We start from the raw sequence: 15031 nt of genomic DNA, 5'->3' as shown, positions 1-15031 counted from the left end.
CGCTTTAGTTGCCCCTTTAGGGGGTTAGGGGGCAAGGCTTCTACAACTCGCCCAGGAATGTTACCAAAGCAATCCCTACGCCCAGTAATACGGCTATCATTTTGCGCATGTTAAATTTATGATCCGAGCTTGATTCAAATAGGATGGTGGTTGAAATATGAAGGAAAATGCCGATCACTATGCCCATGATGCGGTTAAAGTAGTGTTGCAGGTTGCCAATGTTACCTGTGCTTAAGGCGTTACTGAAAAAGTAACCCGCCGGTGCCATTATCGCGAATAGTAGGATAAAGAATATTGTTTTCTGCTTGCCTTGTTTGTTGGTTAACAGCACTGTACCTAAAGCAAACGCTGCCGGGATATGGTGCAAGGCTATACCATAAACCAACTGGTCCTGGTTACCCTGTGCAAGCGGCATTCCCTCTAAAAAAGCGTGCAGGCAAAGGCTTACCATGATCCCGATTGGGAAGACAGCAACATCATGCACATGTTTATGCATATGACCGTGTTCTATCCCATCCGAAAATTGCTCCAGCACTATCTGGAACAGGAAACCGATGAGTATAAATACCCCCACATAGTTGTCATTACCATGATAAGCATCCGGAATTAAATGCAGTACAGTAATGCCAAACAAGTAAGCACCGCTAAAAGACAGCACCAGTTTGAGCATTTTATGATTATCGCCCTTAAACAGGAATACAGAGAGCCCACCGAATGATGCGCTAAAAAATAAGATTAAAACTTTCCAAAACTCCATTAAAAGGCAGGTTGTATTTTTTTAAACAGGTAAGCAAACAGAACTCCTACAAGCGAACCGTAAATAGCGCCGCAAATAACATCTACCGGGAAATGCACACCGACATATACCTGGGCAAAGCTGATTAACCCAGCCCATAAGATAGCCCAAAACCAAATCCAACGCCATTTTTTTCCAAACAACATGCACATGAATATAGCCATGGCAAAATGATCGGTAGCATGGGTTGATGGGAAGCTGTATCCTGTTCCGCAGGGAACACGGGCTATATCGGTTGTGCTCACTATTGGATCACGGCAGGGGCGAAGTCGTTTTACGTTGTATTTAATAATGCTGGCGCTGGTGAAATCGGCAAAGCCAGCTGTGGTTGCCAGCATAATGATAATGATGGCTCCGGTTTTACGGTATCGCCATAAACAAAAGCCAATAATGAAAATGTATAGCGGGATCCAGAATTTAGGGTTGCGCAGGTAAGGCATCACCACATCAAAAAACGGATTGGTAAGGTCGTGGTTAATGAAATAAAATAAATGCCGGTCAAAGTTTAAAATAAATTCGGGCATCGATGTAATTTAAATAGTATGATTTTACCCCAAAGTTATCAATTACTTTAAAACAACTTTTACAACCACGCAGTTATTACGGCACAATGATTATTTAATTGCTATTGTAATAAAATAACTGAGTATCGTTTATCAAAAAAGAGCAGGTATAAAATGGCTTCGTCAGCGTTTTTAGCCAGTTTTCAATGAGCAAACGTTTGCAGAAACTCCACAATTAGTACACGGCTATTGGTTTAATAGTTTATTTTTGTCCAACAAAAAAACAATAACAACTTTGACACTTATAAAATCAATTTCGGGGATACGCGGTACCATTGGCGGTGCTGTTGGTGATGGTTTAACACCTTTAGATATTGTAAAATTTACCTCGGCCTATGGTGCCTGGGCGGTAAAAAAATCAGGTATTAAAAAAATAGTTGTTGGCAGGGATGCCCGTATTTCGGGTACTATGGTTAATAACCTGGTTATTGGTACGTTGCAGGGATTGGGCATTGATGTGATAGATCTTGGTTTGTCAACCACCCCAACTGTGGAAGTGGCTGTTACAGGCGAACAGGCCGGTGGTGGTATCATTCTTACTGCAAGCCATAACCCTAAACAATGGAACGCTCTTAAGTTGCTTAACGCAGATGGCGAATTTATAAGCGATGCCGATGGCAAGGAAGTATTGGAAATTGCCGAAAGCAGCGATTTTAGCTATGCCGACGTAAATGACCTTGGTAAGGTAACTCAAGATGATAGCTGGCTTCAAAAGCATATTGACCTGGTATTGGCTTTACCGTTGGTTGATGTGGAAGCTATTAAGAAAGCTGATTTTAATATTGTTATTGATTGCGTAAATTCTACAGGTGGCATTTTTGTGCCGGCTTTATTAAAAGCTTTAGGCGTTAAAACCGTGCACGAATTGTATTGCGAGCCTGACGGTAATTTTCCACACAATCCAGAACCGTTGCCCGAAAACCTGACCGCGCTTTCAAAGGAAGTTTTAAATAAAAGGGCACACTTGGGTATTGCTGTTGATCCGGATGTTGACCGCCTTTGCTTTGTGTGCGAGGATGGCAATATGTTTGGCGAAGAATATACCCTGGTTGCCGTTGCCGATTATGTGTTGCAGAATAATTTAGGGAATACGGTATCAAACCTGTCATCAACCCGTGCGCTTCGCGATGTTACAGAAAGTGCAGGTGGTGAATATCACGCATCAGCAGTAGGGGAGGTTAATGTGGTTAACCAAATGAAGGCTGTTAACGCGGTAATAGGTGGCGAAGGTAACGGCGGCATTATTTACCCCGAAATACATTACGGCCGCGATGCTTTAGTTGGTATCGCTCTGTTTTTAACGCACCTGGCTAAATATGGCCAGTCGGTTTCAAACCTGCGCAGGTCATATCCAGGTTATTTTATCTCCAAAAACAAAATAACTTTAACACCAGAAATGGATATAGATGCTCTTTTAGCTAAGGTAGAGCAGAAATACATGAAACAACCGCACTCAACAATTGATGGCTTGAAGATAGAATTTGATAAAGAATGGGTACATTTGCGCCGTTCAAATACTGAACCGATTATCCGTATTTACTCCGAAGGCAACTCAGAAACTGTTGCCAACGGTTTAGCAAATAAGATAATTGCTGATATTAAAGAGATTTTGAATTAATTATTGAATTATTGATTTAATAATTATTGAGTTAGAGGATAGCACAATATTTAAGTTATAAATTCAATTAAGAGTTTTTACAAGTTAACTGACCCATTTGCTGAATTATTGAATTACTGAATTATTGATTTGAAGAGGATCAATTTAATTCAGTAATTCAATAATTCGGTAATTCATTAATTGCCAAAAGGATGCGTGTTTATTTTGATAATGCTGCTACAACGCCGCTTGACCCTGAAGTTTTAAAAGAAATGTACAAAGTGATGGAAAACCACTATGGTAATCCATCGTCAATTCATTCGCACGGGCGCGAAGCACGCACTTTAATTGAAAGATCGCGTAAAACGATAGCTAATCTGCTTCATGCATCGCCTGCCGAAATATTTTTTACATCAAGCGGTACCGAGGCTGATAATACCGCTATTCGTTGCAGCATTGCCGATCATAAACTTACACATGCCATTACCAGCCATATTGAGCACCACGCCGTGCTTCATACATTGGAAGCACTGGAAAAATCCGGAGTTATCAAACTAAGCTTTGTTAATATAGATAGCAAAGGCAATGTTGATTATGACCACCTGGAAACCTTGCTGAAAGATAACGAGCGCAGCCTGGTATCTATTATGCATGCCAATAACGAGATAGGTACCCTATCAGATATGAGCCGCATTGGTGACCTTTGCGAGGCGTATAACGCCATTTATCATTGTGATACCGTACAAACGATGGGGCATTATCAACATGATTTGAGCAAGCTTAAAACGCATTTTTTAGTTTGCGCCGGTCATAAATTACACGGACCTAAAGGCGTAGGTTTCCTGCACATTAACCATAAAATTAAGATTAAACCATTTATTTACGGCGGATCACAAGAACGCAACATGCGTGGTGGTACCGAAAATATTTATGGTATTGTTGGCCTGGCCAAAGCACTTGAACTGGCTTATGCCGAAATGGAACAACACCAAAACCACATCCAGGGTTTAAAATCATATATGTTAGGTAAGCTTACCCACGAGATTCCGGGTGTTGCTTTTAATGGCGAAACGGATGCGGATAAAAGCTTGTATACCGTATTAAACGTGGCCTTCCCAGAAATGGAAATGGCCGATATGTTGTTGTTTAACCTGGATATTGCCGGGATCTCCGCATCGGGTGGGAGCGCCTGTAGCTCGGGTACCGATATTGGTTCGCATGTACTTACCGCTATTGGCGCAAGTTCATCTCGCCCATCAGTTAGATTCTCATTCTCAAAATATAATACCAAAGAAGAAGTTGATTTTACTGTTGCCAAGGTAAAAGAACTTTGCCTGGTAAACGCATAATTGCCCTCACGAAAACTTACGAAGTTTTTAAAACTTCGTAAGTTTAATCCTACCTCCAACTTCATCTGCACATCTGAAACCGCAAAGCACTCAACGAAGTTAATCTGCATATCTGCGCATTTATTGAAAATTATTTTCTTAATTGGAAAACAATAGCGTTTTTCTATAGGTTATTTAATTAGCAACTAAAATTAAAACCTATGGATATACAAAATGAAACCTGGGAAAACCGGGATAGCGATTTTGAAAATACCAATTCAGGTTCTGTTAATGGTAGTAATGCTTACAGGAGAAATGCTGATCTGGAAGATGACAGTGATGACTCGGATGAAGATGACCTAACTGGCGAATATCCAAACGAAACACCTGAAGAACGTAAAACCAGGACAGAAGGTGTTGGAAGACACAGCCAGGCCGAGGTGGATCAGCCGGATAGAAGTGCAGATGCTTCATACAGCGAACAAACCGACGTAACCCCGCCAAATAAACATGAATTCCATTCAGTAGGACCTTCCAAAACAGATTTTGCAAGTCGGCCACAAGGCAGAACTACGGGCAGAATGGTAGGTCATGAGCCTGGTACCGAAGGAATATAAATTATAGGTGATTATAAGGCTTGGGCAATAACTGCGGATGTCCTTATAGCAAAGTAACTCGCTGCTTGATCATTATAAATAAGAAAGGCTACCTCATCTGGGTAGCCTTCTTTATGATAGCTTTAATAACTATTTAATTTTTCATCATCTTTAAAAATGATGCTAATTTTTCTTTCATTTCCCTGCGGTCAACTATAAAGTCAAGAAAACCATGTTCCTGCACAAATTCTGCAGTTTGGAAACCTTTAGGGAGATCTTTTTTAATGGTCTCTTTAATTACCCTTGGGCCGGCAAATCCTATCAATGCACCTGGTTCAGCAATATTAACGTCGCCAAGCATAGCATATGATGCGGTAACACCTCCTGTTGTAGGATCAGTTAATAAAGAGATATAAGGAACTTTAGCCTGGGCAAGTAAAGCCAGTTTAGCCGATGTTTTGGCCATTTGCATTAACGAAAACGCAGCTTCCATCATACGCGCACCACCAGATTTGGAGATCATCATAAAAGGGATCTTATTGGCAATGCTGTGGTCAATAGATCGGGCAATTTTTTCGCCTACCACAGATCCCATGGAACCACCTATGAAATTAAAATCCATACAGGCTATCACAATGTCCTGACCGTCAATTTTACCAACCGCGGCGCGGATAGCATCCTTGAGGCCGGTTTTTGCTTGTGTTTCTTTAAGCCTGTCTACATATTTTTTGGTGTCCTCAAAGTGTAGCGGATCGCCGGATGTAAGGTCAGGAAATAACTCAGTAAACTCGTTATTATCAAATAAAACAGAAAAATATTCTTTTGAACCTATGCGCAGGTGAAAGCCACAGTAATGGCAAACATATTGATTTTCAACCTGCTCAGAATAGTGTAAAGGTTTCTTACAATTGGGGCATTTATTCCAGATGCCATCAGGGGCTTCCTTCTTTTCCTCAGTAGTCGTAATTATCCCTTTCAACTCTCGTTTAAACCACGCCATATCTATGTCTAACTCTTTCAATTGACTACAAAGAAACGAAAAATATTAAAACAAGTACTAACTCAATAAAAAACTTACAACCTTAAATTATTTAACAAAAATTAAGAACGGCGGTTTTATGTGAAATTTGCAAAAAATGGGCAAGTTATTTATGAAAATACATTAAATGGGGCGATTTATCCCATTTTTACTACCGTTTTAATATACTTTGCCAATTTTGCTGAACAAAATGTTAATATTCAATCATTTCTTATCAAAAACAAAGAAATTTTATAACTTCGAGGCCCAAATAAAAGCTCATGGATTTAAAAAATTATAAAGGTGTTCTGCACGGCGATCAGGTGCAGGAACTATTTGAAGCAGCCAAAAAGCATCAGTTTGCTTTACCGGCAGTAAATGTTATCGGTACCAATACCATTAACGCAGTGATGGAAACTGCTAAAAAGGTAAATTCACCGGTAATTATTCAACTTTCAAATGGTGGCGCGCAGTTTTACGCCGGCAAATCATTAGATAATTCAAAACTGCTGGCCTGTATATTAGGTGCCGTATCTGCAGCTAAACACGTTCATTTATTAGCGGAGCACTATGGTGTTGCCGTTATATTGCATACCGACCACGCCGCGATGAAATTTTTGCCGTGGATAGATGGCTTGCTTGATCATGGTGAAAAATTCTTTGCCGAAACCGGTAAACCTTTGTTCTCATCACATATGCTTGATCTTTCTGAAGAGCCTATTGAAGAAAACATAGAGATCAGCGCTAAATATCTTGCGCGTATGGCCAAAATGGGCATGACCCTTGAAATTGAATTAGGTGTTACAGGTGGTGAAGAAGACGGTGTTGACAACTCTGACGTTGATAGCTCACGCTTATATACCCAGCCAGAAGAGGTTTCATATTCATATGAGCATCTTTCAAAAGTTAGTCCACGTTTTACAGTTGCTGCTGCTTTTGGTAACGTACACGGTGTTTACAAACCAGGTAACGTTAAATTACAACCGGTTATTTTGCATAATTCACAGGAGTATGTAAAACAAAAATTTGGCTTAACTGCCGATAAACCTATCAACTTTGTATTTCACGGTGGTTCTGGTTCGAGCCAGGAAGAGATCCGCGAAGCAATATCATATGGTGCAGTAAAAATGAATATCGATACAGATATGCAATGGGCATACTGGGAAGGTATTAAAGATTACTACATTTCAAAAGAAGCTTATTTACAACACCAGATTGGTAACCCTGAAGGTGAAGATTCTCCAAACAAAAAATACTATGATCCACGCGTATGGTTACGCAAAGGCGAAGAAACTTTTGTAAAAAGGTTAGCTGCTGCTTTTGAAGACCTTAACTGCGTTGATGTAAATAGCAAACTATAATATTCATCAAAACCTAACAAAGCGCTGTTACATTTGTTGTAACGGCGCTTTGTTGTTTATAACTTAGCGTAACCCACACAAAAACAATTAAAACATGGCAGCAAACGCTAAGAAGAATAAAAATTTATTTGAAAGATTTGCCAACTGGGCAACTATAGCTACCGGTAGCTCGGCCGCTTTTTTAATAGCAATATCTATAATTATTGTATGGGGGGTAACTGGCCCGATATTTAAATACTCTGATACCTGGCAGTTAATTATTAATACCGGAACTACCATTGTTACTTTTTTAATGGTTTTTTTGATTCAAAAATCACAAAATAAAGATTCAAAGGCAATCCATTTAAAGTTAAATGAGTTATTGGCCTCGCACCAGGGCGCAAGTAACCGTATGGTTGATATTGAAGATCTCAACGAAAAAGAACTTGATCAACTGCACAAGTTTTATGTGCAACTATCTGAACTGGCCGAGCTGGAGGATGATATTACCTGCACACACTCAATAGACGCTGCCGAAGCCAACCATATCAGCAAATTGGATCACCTTAAAACAAAACCTCATTACATCAATGCCCGCAACAGTCATAGTAAAAAGAGTTAGCGAACAAGCCGATCTTGACATTGTTTTCGCGCTAAGGCGCGAAGTTTTTGTTGTTGAACAAAATTGCCCGCCTGAGTTAGAATGGGAAAATGAAGATGTATCTATTCATTTTTTAGCAACAGTTGATGCCGAACCTGCCGGTGCATGCCGCTGGAGAAAAACAGACAAAGGTTATAAACTGGAGCGCTTTGCGGTATTAAAAAAATTTAGGGGATTTGGTGTAGGGCAGGCTATGGTTCAAACTGTACTTGACGATTTGCCTGCCGATGCAGATTATATATACCTGCATGCGCAAACCCCGGCAGTATCGCTTTATAAAAGATTCGGCTTTGAAGTAATGGGGGACGAGTTTGAAGAGGCCGGTATTAAACATTTTAAAATGGTAAAAAGTTAACAACATACTGCTATATACAATGTACTAAATAATAATAGAATTGCGATGCAACCAATTTTGGCAAAGCATCGTCTTCCATTTAATTAGATACCTTATATAATATATAGCCTTATGAAAACTCATTTTTATCATCAATTTCAAAAAATCATTTTAAGAACTTTCCTTACCGGTTTATTCTGTTTTACCGTAATAGCTTCATTTGCACAGGATAAAACCAAAACCATAGGTAATAAACCAAGGGAAGGTTCAGTAAATACTTCATTTGACGCTGTGAAGGGTGCACAGGTAGGCGTCCGCATGAATGCGGGCCACAAAAAAGTGGAACTACTTACGTTGAAATTTCATTGTAATAACCGCTCAAATGATAGCATTCCGTTTAAAGTAAATGTTTACCAAATGGCCGGAAAATTACCCGCCGATAGTAACCTGGTTAAAGCAGAGATTGGTGGTTATATCAAAAAATATAGCCTATCAGGAGATCAGCTGATAAGTGTTGATCTTTCTGCATATCACGTTATTGTTTCGGGGGATATCCTCGTTTCAATTGAGTTTTTAACCACAAAAAACGGATCGAATATTGGTTTTGCCTGTGGCTTGCTCAATGGGGGTATGTTTCATAAAGATGGCACAACAAATCCCTGGAAAAAGGTACCGGTAGTTGGTGCCGATTTTAATGTGCTGGTTAAAAAGCTGAAGTAATTATTTTGCTCATCTTTAATTGATTTGAAGATGAGCAAAAACGCTTTTATTCAAACAGATCCTGCTCGTCTGTATAATAAGTTTTACGTGAACCGTCTTTTATTTTGATTTCGGCACCTTTGGGGCTGTGGGTTTTCTTTGAATTGTGAATCAGCATAAAATCCCTTACCTCGCCATTGATAATATCAGGGTTTGATTTTAAGATTGACTTTTCGGCATCTTTCAATACCGCGTCAATCGATTTAGCTAAGTCTTTTACTTTATTAGTGGGGATTTTATTACTTATAGAAAAAGGCGAGATGCCGGCATGCCAAAGGATCTCATCGGCATAAGCATTACCAATTCCACGGATGATCTTTTGATCAAGCAGGATGGTTTTGACGTTGGTTTTTTTCTTTTGTAAGATATTGATAAGATAATCTGCACCGGCTTCTTTTGATAAAGCATCTGGCGCTTCCTTTTCTTCGGGATTTAAGGTAGGCGTAGCTATCCCCTGAAAATCGGTAAGCACAAGGCCGGTATCATCATTAAAATATAATTCAATAATGGGGTATTTATTGTCGTTTTTGCCATGAGTGAGGTATAACTTACCATGGAGCATCAGGTGTAAACCTAATATATCGCCTTTGCTAAATTTAATATAAAGCTCTTTACCTTCGCGATAAATTTTATCAAGCTTTTGTCCTTCCAGGGTTTCTTTCAATACTTGATGAGTAACGTTTAGTTTTTTCGCGTTAACAGTAACAATCTCTTTAATTGTTTTACCGGCAAGTTTTTTATCAAGATTATAGCTGAAAGCTTGAAGATCTGGTAGTTCTGGCATGTTATACGTCTTTATAGATTTAACCAAATATAGGGGTATAAGTTTTAGTTTATAGCCAAATCTGCCATCCGGTTAAAGCCGACAGTATCACGGTAAAGCTGGGGTGAAACGTCGGCATTAGTTTTAAAAAACCTGCTGAAATAGTATTCATCTTCATAACCCAGCTCCCAGGCAATTTCTTTTACTGGCTTGTTGGTTAAATACAATTCTCTTTTTGCTTCAATAATAATGCGTTCGGCAATCAGGTTACTGATGGTTTTATTAAAGTGTGTTTTGGTGATACGGGCAAGTGCTTTTGCCGAAATGTTAAGCAAATCGGCATAATCACTGGCGCTATGCCTGGTTTTGTAATGCTCTTCAATAGCCTCCTTAAGGTTCTGCAAAATAAAAGGTTCTTTATTAGCATCATCCGGCATTTTGGCCATCACCTGCTGCTCGGTTTTTAATCTCGACGCGGTAATCAGGAAGATTTTGAGGTAGGATACTAATATCTCATACTGTGCCAGGCCATCGTTGGGTATTTCGGCTTTTACCTGGTTTATGATCAGGTTGAAAGTTGCCGCGCTTGTGGTGTCAACTTTTACATATGGTGGATGATAAATATTGTCAAACAAAACCCCGCTGCATGATACCTCTTTATGATGCTTATGGATACAAAAAAAATCGGGATGAAATTGAATAGAAACGCCCTTTATTGGTTTATCTGTTGACAGCATAAAAGGCTGATAAGGTGCAAAAGCTAAAAGGGTATCCGTATCAAAGCTATATGACGAAAAATCGGATTTCAGTTTGCCCGATCCTTCCTTTATCCAGATTATGGAAAAATAATTATTGCGCTGCAGGTGATCAAAATAGCTGTTGTTTTCAAACGAAAACAGTTTAAAGGCAAGGTTGCCTTTTATAGGATCAACCAGGGTGAAAGTATTAGATTGGTCGGTCATTTAAAACGCTTAAAATAGTTTCCTGTCTGCTTCTGCTATGGGCAGATCATTAATACTGGCAAATCTTTTTTGCATATAGCCATCAGCATCAAACTCCCATAATTCGTTTCCGTAGCTGCGGTACCATTGGCCGGTTTTATCATGCCATTCATATTCAAATCGCACAGCCATCCGGTTTTCACGAAAACCCCAAAGTTCTTTTTTGAGTTTGTAATCCAGCTCTTTTTCCCATTTGGCTTTTAAAAATTGTTTAACTTCTTCGCGGCCATTAATAAAGTCGGTGCGGTTGCGCCATTCGGTATCAATGGTGTATGCAAGGCAAACCTTTTCAGGGTCGCGGGTATTCCATGCATCTTCGGCGGCCTGCACTTTTTGCAGGGCGGTTTCCATATTAAAAGGAGGGAGGGGGTAACGTTTGTTTTCCATGATGTGTTTTTTAGGTGAAAGGAATATCAAAGTAAAGGATAAAAGGAGTATCAAAGATAAAGGATAAAAGGATCAAGGAACAAAGATCGAACAGAAGATAAAAGAACAATGACATAACATTATGACATTGTTCTTTTATCCTTATTCTCTTTGTCCTTATTCCTTGCTCTCTTTATCCTTGTTCCCTAAATTATGCTTCAACTGAGTTGTAAGCCCGTACAACCGGGAAATCTATCGCTGTTTTAGCTATATTGTTAAAGTAGTTGGTTAAAACGTTTAATGCAACGTGACCAACAATTTCGCCAATTTCACCATCAGTAAGTCCGGCTTCTTTTATCGCATTAACATCGGCATCGCTTACCATACCTTGTTTTGTGGTTATCACATTGGCAAAGTTTAAAATTGCCGCTGTTTTAGCATCTGCACTGTTTGCGCTGCGGGCATTGTTTAAAGCTTCGGCATCAATGTGAACCAGTTTTTCGCCAATGTAGGTATGTGCTGATAAACAATAATCACAATTGTTCTTTTCTGATATAGCTAATGCAAGCAACTCACCTGTTTTTGCGCCAAGTTTACCGTGGCTAAGTGCGCCGCTCAGGTTAAGGTAACCTTCTAATAGCGCGGGCGAGTTACCCATGGTACGCATCATGTTGGGTACTACACCTAATTTACTTTGTATGGCGTTAAATAATTCTTTTGTTTTACCTGTAGCTTCGTCTGGATTTAGTGCTTTTAAACGTGTCATTGTTGTAATTTTTTATTTGTCGTTATTGACAATACAAAAATGCAACTGCCGGCAATTTTATAACATGGATGAACTTCGTCAATGCATGGACAATTTTCCCAGGCGGTTTACTCCATAAATTTTTGGTAGCTTTTGACCGCTGCCTCAACTGCTTTAAGCTGCTGTTTATTCAACTTACCATACAGATTAAGGCTGATGTCGATTTTACTTGTTTTAATAGTCCTTTTCCAGTTTCCTACAACCTGGTTATCAACTACAACAACGGGGTCAAAAATTACGTGACGTGCCTGTGCCAGGTATTTAGGGTTTACCAGGGCCTCGCGGTCTTTATAAGCAATGGCAAATTCATCATACGCGGGTAACAGGTAAGCTTTGTGTTTTGTAGATACTTCTTCAATATCATTTGGCATCCAATATGTTTTACCATCTATTACTTCGCTTGCCAATTGCTGTTTTACGTTTTCTAATCCAATGATGCAATCTGCGATGGTAAGGCCACACCATGTGGCAAAATCATGTACTGTAGCCGGGCCGCGTGTGTTGAAATAAGCCTCCGCTAATTTTGTTAATGCTTCCTGTCGACTTAATTGTGGGGTAGCAGGTGCGCGTTCATCAAGTAAAGCATAAGTGAATTGTTTACCAACACGGGCACCACTGCAAATAACCGCGTCAAGTTCGGCGTGCATGAGTAATAAAGTAAATCGCAGGTCGTCTGTAGGGATACTGTTTTGGTTTAAAACTTCCACCAATTCGGCACGGGTAAGCTGTTTGTTGCCTTGCAGGGCTTTAGCAAATACATCATTGCCTTTATTTAAAATGGCTGCATCAAGTTCAAATTTTTTATACATACCGGCATTTATCGAGTCTATTCGTGGCCTGGTAAGTGCCAATAGCCAACGGATATCGTATGGAGAAACAAAGTGCCAGGTTGGCCTTAATAAGTGCGTACGCAATATTTTACCATCGGTTATAGCTTGCTCAATAAGTGCCTCATTTGCTTTCTGCATTCTTAAACCAATAGCCCATTTCGCACCGGCGTAATCCTGGGCCTGCATGGCCAGCATAGTTTTAACTACGTCTTCAGGGTTTTTAAATTTAGGGTTATTGATATGCTGGTTGTATACTCTTAAGTCGGCAAGGCGATGATCATCCATAGTAACGCTATTAATATTTTATAAATTTACCACGCCGAAATGACAACAGCCTGTCAGCAATAGAAACAATATAAAACTAATGAATAGACTAAACGGAAATTATTTTGCAGGCGGATTTGTAATAGGTATAGTAATAGGTATTGCGTTGCATAGTTTTAAGGCTGGTATTGCCATAGGTGTTGTAACCGGCACCATTATGAGTGTAAAAAAATGACCGGAAAAATTACTCATCCCGGTCAAACAATATTTTTAGTTATCTAAGATTAAAGTCGGTTTAAAAATCGTGGTATAAATTTCTGAACGAGCTCCGCAAGCCAAAGGTTAACATGGTGGTTTTATTATCTGCGGCACTGTTGCTTTCCTTGCGGTAAAGTCCGCTTAATTCAAAGCGCAGGTTGTATTTTGGGTTGATCAGGAATGACACGGTACCTTCGGCATAATACAGTTGTGTATTTAAACCCTGCCCAATTGTTGTACTGCCGTCTGGTACAATTGGCTTGGTTACTATTTTACCGTTGTTTATAGTGGTAGTAGCATCCAGGCCATATTTAGCATAGTTCAATTGCCCCTGCAAATCTATTCTTCCAATGGAGTAATTAAGAATCCCTAAAAACTCCCTAAAGTTTGCGCCATATGGATGGGCAAGCGGATCGCCATAAAAAGCGTAACTGCTAATAGTGTTGGTGTTTTGATAGGTGTATGGCTTAACAGTATTAAACTCAAATAAATAGTTAAAACGTTTAACAGCCAATAAATCGGCCCCGCGGATCCCAACCTGTACGCCGTTAGTATTATCATTGGTTTTGCCCGAGAAGAAATCACTGCCTTTAAATCTATCTAACAGTAATTGCGCATATAAAGCGGTTTTATCCAGTATTTTATACTTGCCTGTAAAGCCAACAAGGGTGTTGTCCTTTGGTTGCTGAGATGGGCCTAATGAACTCGAAAATAAGATAGGGTTTATGAAGTTAACGTCAAACCCTCGTCTGTTGCCGTTTTCATCGGCTTCTGGCGAGATCACCGCATTGAAGAAACCGAAAGAAACCCGGTTACTCACATTCCAATCTATGTAATGGAAAAATGCCCATTTACGACGATTGCCACCAAAGGTGTCGTATCGTTTTTCACGTGTGTCTTCAAGGTAAGCCCATGTAGCCATGTATTGCACATGTTTGCCTAAGTTTAGGGTAACTCTTAATAAGGGCATATTGGCGGCATAATCTGATAGTAATAATGACCTGTATCCGTCACCTATAAACATTTTATCCTCACCCATGGTAATGTTAACATTTGGGGTAACATTGTATGATAAAATGGCAGTAACGTACGACCAATCCGCTGTATTTTTTGTTTGCCCTATATAATTGCGCAGGTAAGCCTGACCAGGAATAAATCCGGTAGACCCAACAACATTATTATAATAGGTAGGGAATTTTGCCGCATTTTCAAAACCGCTGGTAAAAAATGAAAATTTAGTGCCAACTGTACCGCCAAATTGGTAGCCGCGGGTATTTAAATATGTAGATTTTTTCCCGGTGAAATCGCGGCCAATGGTTTCGTCCAGGATCACGTCGCCGTAAAAAGTATAGTCGGCTTTTTTTACGTCAAACAGGTGCTCATTAAATATTTTACGGTTAAGCCAGCTTTTTCTTTTATCACTTACCCCCACATTCATCACCGAATCATAAGTGTGCTGAATTAGGCTATCAATCAAAAAAGGGCGCATAGAAGTATGGAACGCACTTTTTGTTGAATAAATATCAGCGTTGAATTTTTGATATAACTGGTACGAGTCGGGCAGATAAGTAGACTGCGCGTTACTTAATTGCACCGAAAACAGGATAATTCCTGCTAACAAAAAAGTTTTTTTGAAACTAAAGAAGTAGAGTTTTTGCATCGCAACAAAATAAGTATTATTTATCATAACATAAAAATTTCGTTTCTGTTAGTTTTTTTGAAGATTAAAGATTTTCGGACAAAGGAACAAGG

General features: G+C 39.5%; 17 protein-coding genes. 8 read left to right on the top strand and 9 right to left on the bottom strand.

Annotated elements, in window-relative coordinates; all coding sequences use genetic code 11:
* Positions 1 to 40 precede the first annotated feature (40 nt).
* Complete coding sequence (locus FHS10_RS08965) at positions 41 to 757, bottom strand: ZIP family metal transporter (protein WP_259089505.1); 717 nt, start codon at positions 755 to 757, stop codon at positions 41 to 43.
* Complete coding sequence (locus FHS10_RS08960; RefSeq protein ID WP_259089503.1) at positions 757 to 1320, bottom strand: phosphatase PAP2 family protein; 564 nt, start codon at positions 1318 to 1320, stop codon at positions 757 to 759. The genes FHS10_RS08965 and FHS10_RS08960 overlap by 1 nt, the downstream gene beginning before the upstream one ends.
* A gap of 274 nt (positions 1321 to 1594) precedes the next feature.
* Here FHS10_RS08960 and glmM point away from each other — a divergent pair, with 274 nt between their 5' ends.
* From glmM to FHS10_RS08945, 3 genes are all read left to right on the top strand, one after another.
* A complete protein-coding gene (glmM, locus tag FHS10_RS08955) occupies positions 1595 to 2977 on the top strand; it encodes a phosphoglucosamine mutase (protein WP_259089496.1) in 1383 nt (460 codons plus the stop codon).
* A 191-nt stretch (positions 2978 to 3168) separates the two neighbouring features.
* A complete protein-coding gene (locus FHS10_RS08950) occupies positions 3169 to 4305 on the top strand; it encodes a cysteine desulfurase family protein (protein WP_259089491.1) in 1137 nt (378 codons plus the stop codon).
* Positions 4306 to 4505: 200 nt separating this feature from the next.
* Positions 4506 to 4901: a hypothetical protein gene (locus FHS10_RS08945; RefSeq protein ID WP_259089488.1), complete on the top strand. Its 396-nt coding sequence runs from the start codon at positions 4506 to 4508 to the stop codon at positions 4899 to 4901.
* Between the two features lie 133 nt (positions 4902 to 5034).
* On the opposite strand, the gene accD is transcribed toward FHS10_RS08945, so the two are convergent.
* Complete coding sequence (accD, locus tag FHS10_RS08940; RefSeq protein ID WP_259089821.1) at positions 5035 to 5880, bottom strand: acetyl-CoA carboxylase, carboxyltransferase subunit beta; 846 nt, start codon at positions 5878 to 5880, stop codon at positions 5035 to 5037.
* A 299-nt stretch (positions 5881 to 6179) separates the two neighbouring features.
* Between accD and fbaA the strand changes: the two genes are divergently transcribed.
* The 4 genes from fbaA (at position 6180) to FHS10_RS08920 (ending at position 8953) form a co-directional block, all read left to right on the top strand.
* Entirely contained in the window at positions 6180 to 7259 is a 1080-nt protein-coding gene (gene fbaA, locus FHS10_RS08935) for a class II fructose-bisphosphate aldolase (protein ID WP_259089487.1), read from the top strand.
* A gap of 94 nt (positions 7260 to 7353) precedes the next feature.
* A complete protein-coding gene (locus tag FHS10_RS08930; protein WP_259089485.1) occupies positions 7354 to 7860 on the top strand; it encodes a low affinity iron permease family protein in 507 nt (168 codons plus the stop codon).
* Entirely contained in the window at positions 7829 to 8254 is a 426-nt protein-coding gene (locus tag FHS10_RS08925; protein ID WP_259089483.1) for a GNAT family N-acetyltransferase, read from the top strand. Before FHS10_RS08930 ends, FHS10_RS08925 begins: the two co-directional genes overlap by 32 nt.
* Before the next feature lie 111 nt (positions 8255 to 8365).
* The gene (locus tag FHS10_RS08920) at positions 8366 to 8953 is read left to right on the top strand and encodes a hypothetical protein (RefSeq protein ID WP_259089474.1); all 588 of its coding nucleotides are present in this window, start codon (positions 8366 to 8368) and stop codon (positions 8951 to 8953) included.
* Positions 8954 to 8999: 46 nt separating this feature from the next.
* On the opposite strand, the gene FHS10_RS08915 is transcribed toward FHS10_RS08920, so the two are convergent.
* The 5 genes from FHS10_RS08915 to FHS10_RS08895 all read right to left on the bottom strand — a co-directional run bounded on the left by FHS10_RS08915 (position 9000) and on the right by FHS10_RS08895 (position 13042).
* Positions 9000 to 9776, bottom strand: a complete 777-nt coding sequence (locus FHS10_RS08915) for a DNA-formamidopyrimidine glycosylase family protein (protein WP_259089472.1) — start codon at positions 9774 to 9776, stop codon at positions 9000 to 9002.
* A gap of 44 nt (positions 9777 to 9820) precedes the next feature.
* Positions 9821 to 10717, bottom strand: a complete 897-nt coding sequence (locus FHS10_RS08910; RefSeq protein WP_259089470.1) for a helix-turn-helix domain-containing protein — start codon at positions 10715 to 10717, stop codon at positions 9821 to 9823.
* Between the two features lie 9 nt (positions 10718 to 10726).
* Entirely contained in the window at positions 10727 to 11143 is a 417-nt protein-coding gene (locus tag FHS10_RS08905; RefSeq protein ID WP_259089468.1) for a nuclear transport factor 2 family protein, read from the bottom strand.
* Between the two features lie 190 nt (positions 11144 to 11333).
* Complete coding sequence (locus FHS10_RS08900; RefSeq protein ID WP_259089466.1) at positions 11334 to 11888, bottom strand: carboxymuconolactone decarboxylase family protein; 555 nt, start codon at positions 11886 to 11888, stop codon at positions 11334 to 11336.
* A 107-nt stretch (positions 11889 to 11995) separates the two neighbouring features.
* Positions 11996 to 13042: a winged helix DNA-binding domain-containing protein gene (locus tag FHS10_RS08895; protein WP_259089462.1), complete on the bottom strand. Its 1047-nt coding sequence runs from the start codon at positions 13040 to 13042 to the stop codon at positions 11996 to 11998.
* A 79-nt stretch (positions 13043 to 13121) separates the two neighbouring features.
* On the opposite strand from FHS10_RS08895, the gene FHS10_RS08890 reads away from it, so the two are divergent.
* The gene (locus tag FHS10_RS08890) at positions 13122 to 13256 is read left to right on the top strand and encodes a hypothetical protein (RefSeq protein ID WP_259089459.1); all 135 of its coding nucleotides are present in this window, start codon (positions 13122 to 13124) and stop codon (positions 13254 to 13256) included.
* Between the two features lie 60 nt (positions 13257 to 13316).
* Here the strand turns inward: FHS10_RS08890 and FHS10_RS08885 are convergent, their stop codons facing one another.
* Complete coding sequence (locus tag FHS10_RS08885; RefSeq protein ID WP_259089458.1) at positions 13317 to 14939, bottom strand: capsule assembly Wzi family protein; 1623 nt, start codon at positions 14937 to 14939, stop codon at positions 13317 to 13319.
* Positions 14940 to 15031: the final 92 nt, after the last annotated feature.

This window comes from Mucilaginibacter dorajii, from assembly GCF_024808255.1.
Taxonomy (GTDB): domain Bacteria; phylum Bacteroidota; class Bacteroidia; order Sphingobacteriales; family Sphingobacteriaceae; genus Mucilaginibacter; species Mucilaginibacter dorajii.
Note: the sequence above shows the minus strand (reverse complement) of the source record. Positions and strands in the feature narration are given on the sequence as shown.

What these genes read in the sequence shown, in the direction of transcription:
- FHS10_RS08965 (WP_259089505.1), bottom strand. Translation starts at nt 757, where the DNA reads ATGGAGTTTTGGAAAGTTTTAATCTTATTTTTTAGCGCATCATTCGGT.
- FHS10_RS08960 (WP_259089503.1), bottom strand. Translation starts at nt 1,320, where the DNA reads ATGCCCGAATTTATTTTAAACTTTGACCGGCATTTATTTTATTTCATT.
- FHS10_RS08950 (WP_259089491.1), top strand. Translation starts at nt 3,169, where the DNA reads ATGCGTGTTTATTTTGATAATGCTGCTACAACGCCGCTTGACCCTGAA.
- FHS10_RS08945 (WP_259089488.1), top strand. Translation starts at nt 4,506, where the DNA reads ATGGATATACAAAATGAAACCTGGGAAAACCGGGATAGCGATTTTGAA.
- accD (WP_259089821.1), bottom strand. Translation starts at nt 5,880, where the DNA reads ATGGCGTGGTTTAAACGAGAGTTGAAAGGGATAATTACGACTACTGAG.
- fbaA (WP_259089487.1), top strand. Translation starts at nt 6,180, where the DNA reads ATGGATTTAAAAAATTATAAAGGTGTTCTGCACGGCGATCAGGTGCAG.
- FHS10_RS08930 (WP_259089485.1), top strand. Translation starts at nt 7,354, where the DNA reads ATGGCAGCAAACGCTAAGAAGAATAAAAATTTATTTGAAAGATTTGCC.
- FHS10_RS08925 (WP_259089483.1), top strand. Translation starts at nt 7,829, where the DNA reads ATGCCCGCAACAGTCATAGTAAAAAGAGTTAGCGAACAAGCCGATCTT.
- FHS10_RS08920 (WP_259089474.1), top strand. Translation starts at nt 8,366, where the DNA reads ATGAAAACTCATTTTTATCATCAATTTCAAAAAATCATTTTAAGAACT.
- FHS10_RS08915 (WP_259089472.1), bottom strand. Translation starts at nt 9,776, where the DNA reads ATGCCAGAACTACCAGATCTTCAAGCTTTCAGCTATAATCTTGATAAA.
- FHS10_RS08910 (WP_259089470.1), bottom strand. Translation starts at nt 10,717, where the DNA reads ATGACCGACCAATCTAATACTTTCACCCTGGTTGATCCTATAAAAGGC.
- FHS10_RS08905 (WP_259089468.1), bottom strand. Translation starts at nt 11,143, where the DNA reads ATGGAAAACAAACGTTACCCCCTCCCTCCTTTTAATATGGAAACCGCC.
- FHS10_RS08900 (WP_259089466.1), bottom strand. Translation starts at nt 11,888, where the DNA reads ATGACACGTTTAAAAGCACTAAATCCAGACGAAGCTACAGGTAAAACA.
- FHS10_RS08895 (WP_259089462.1), bottom strand. Translation starts at nt 13,042, where the DNA reads ATGGATGATCATCGCCTTGCCGACTTAAGAGTATACAACCAGCATATC.
- FHS10_RS08890 (WP_259089459.1), top strand. Translation starts at nt 13,122, where the DNA reads ATGAATAGACTAAACGGAAATTATTTTGCAGGCGGATTTGTAATAGGT.
- FHS10_RS08885 (WP_259089458.1), bottom strand. Translation starts at nt 14,939, where the DNA reads ATGCAAAAACTCTACTTCTTTAGTTTCAAAAAAACTTTTTTGTTAGCA.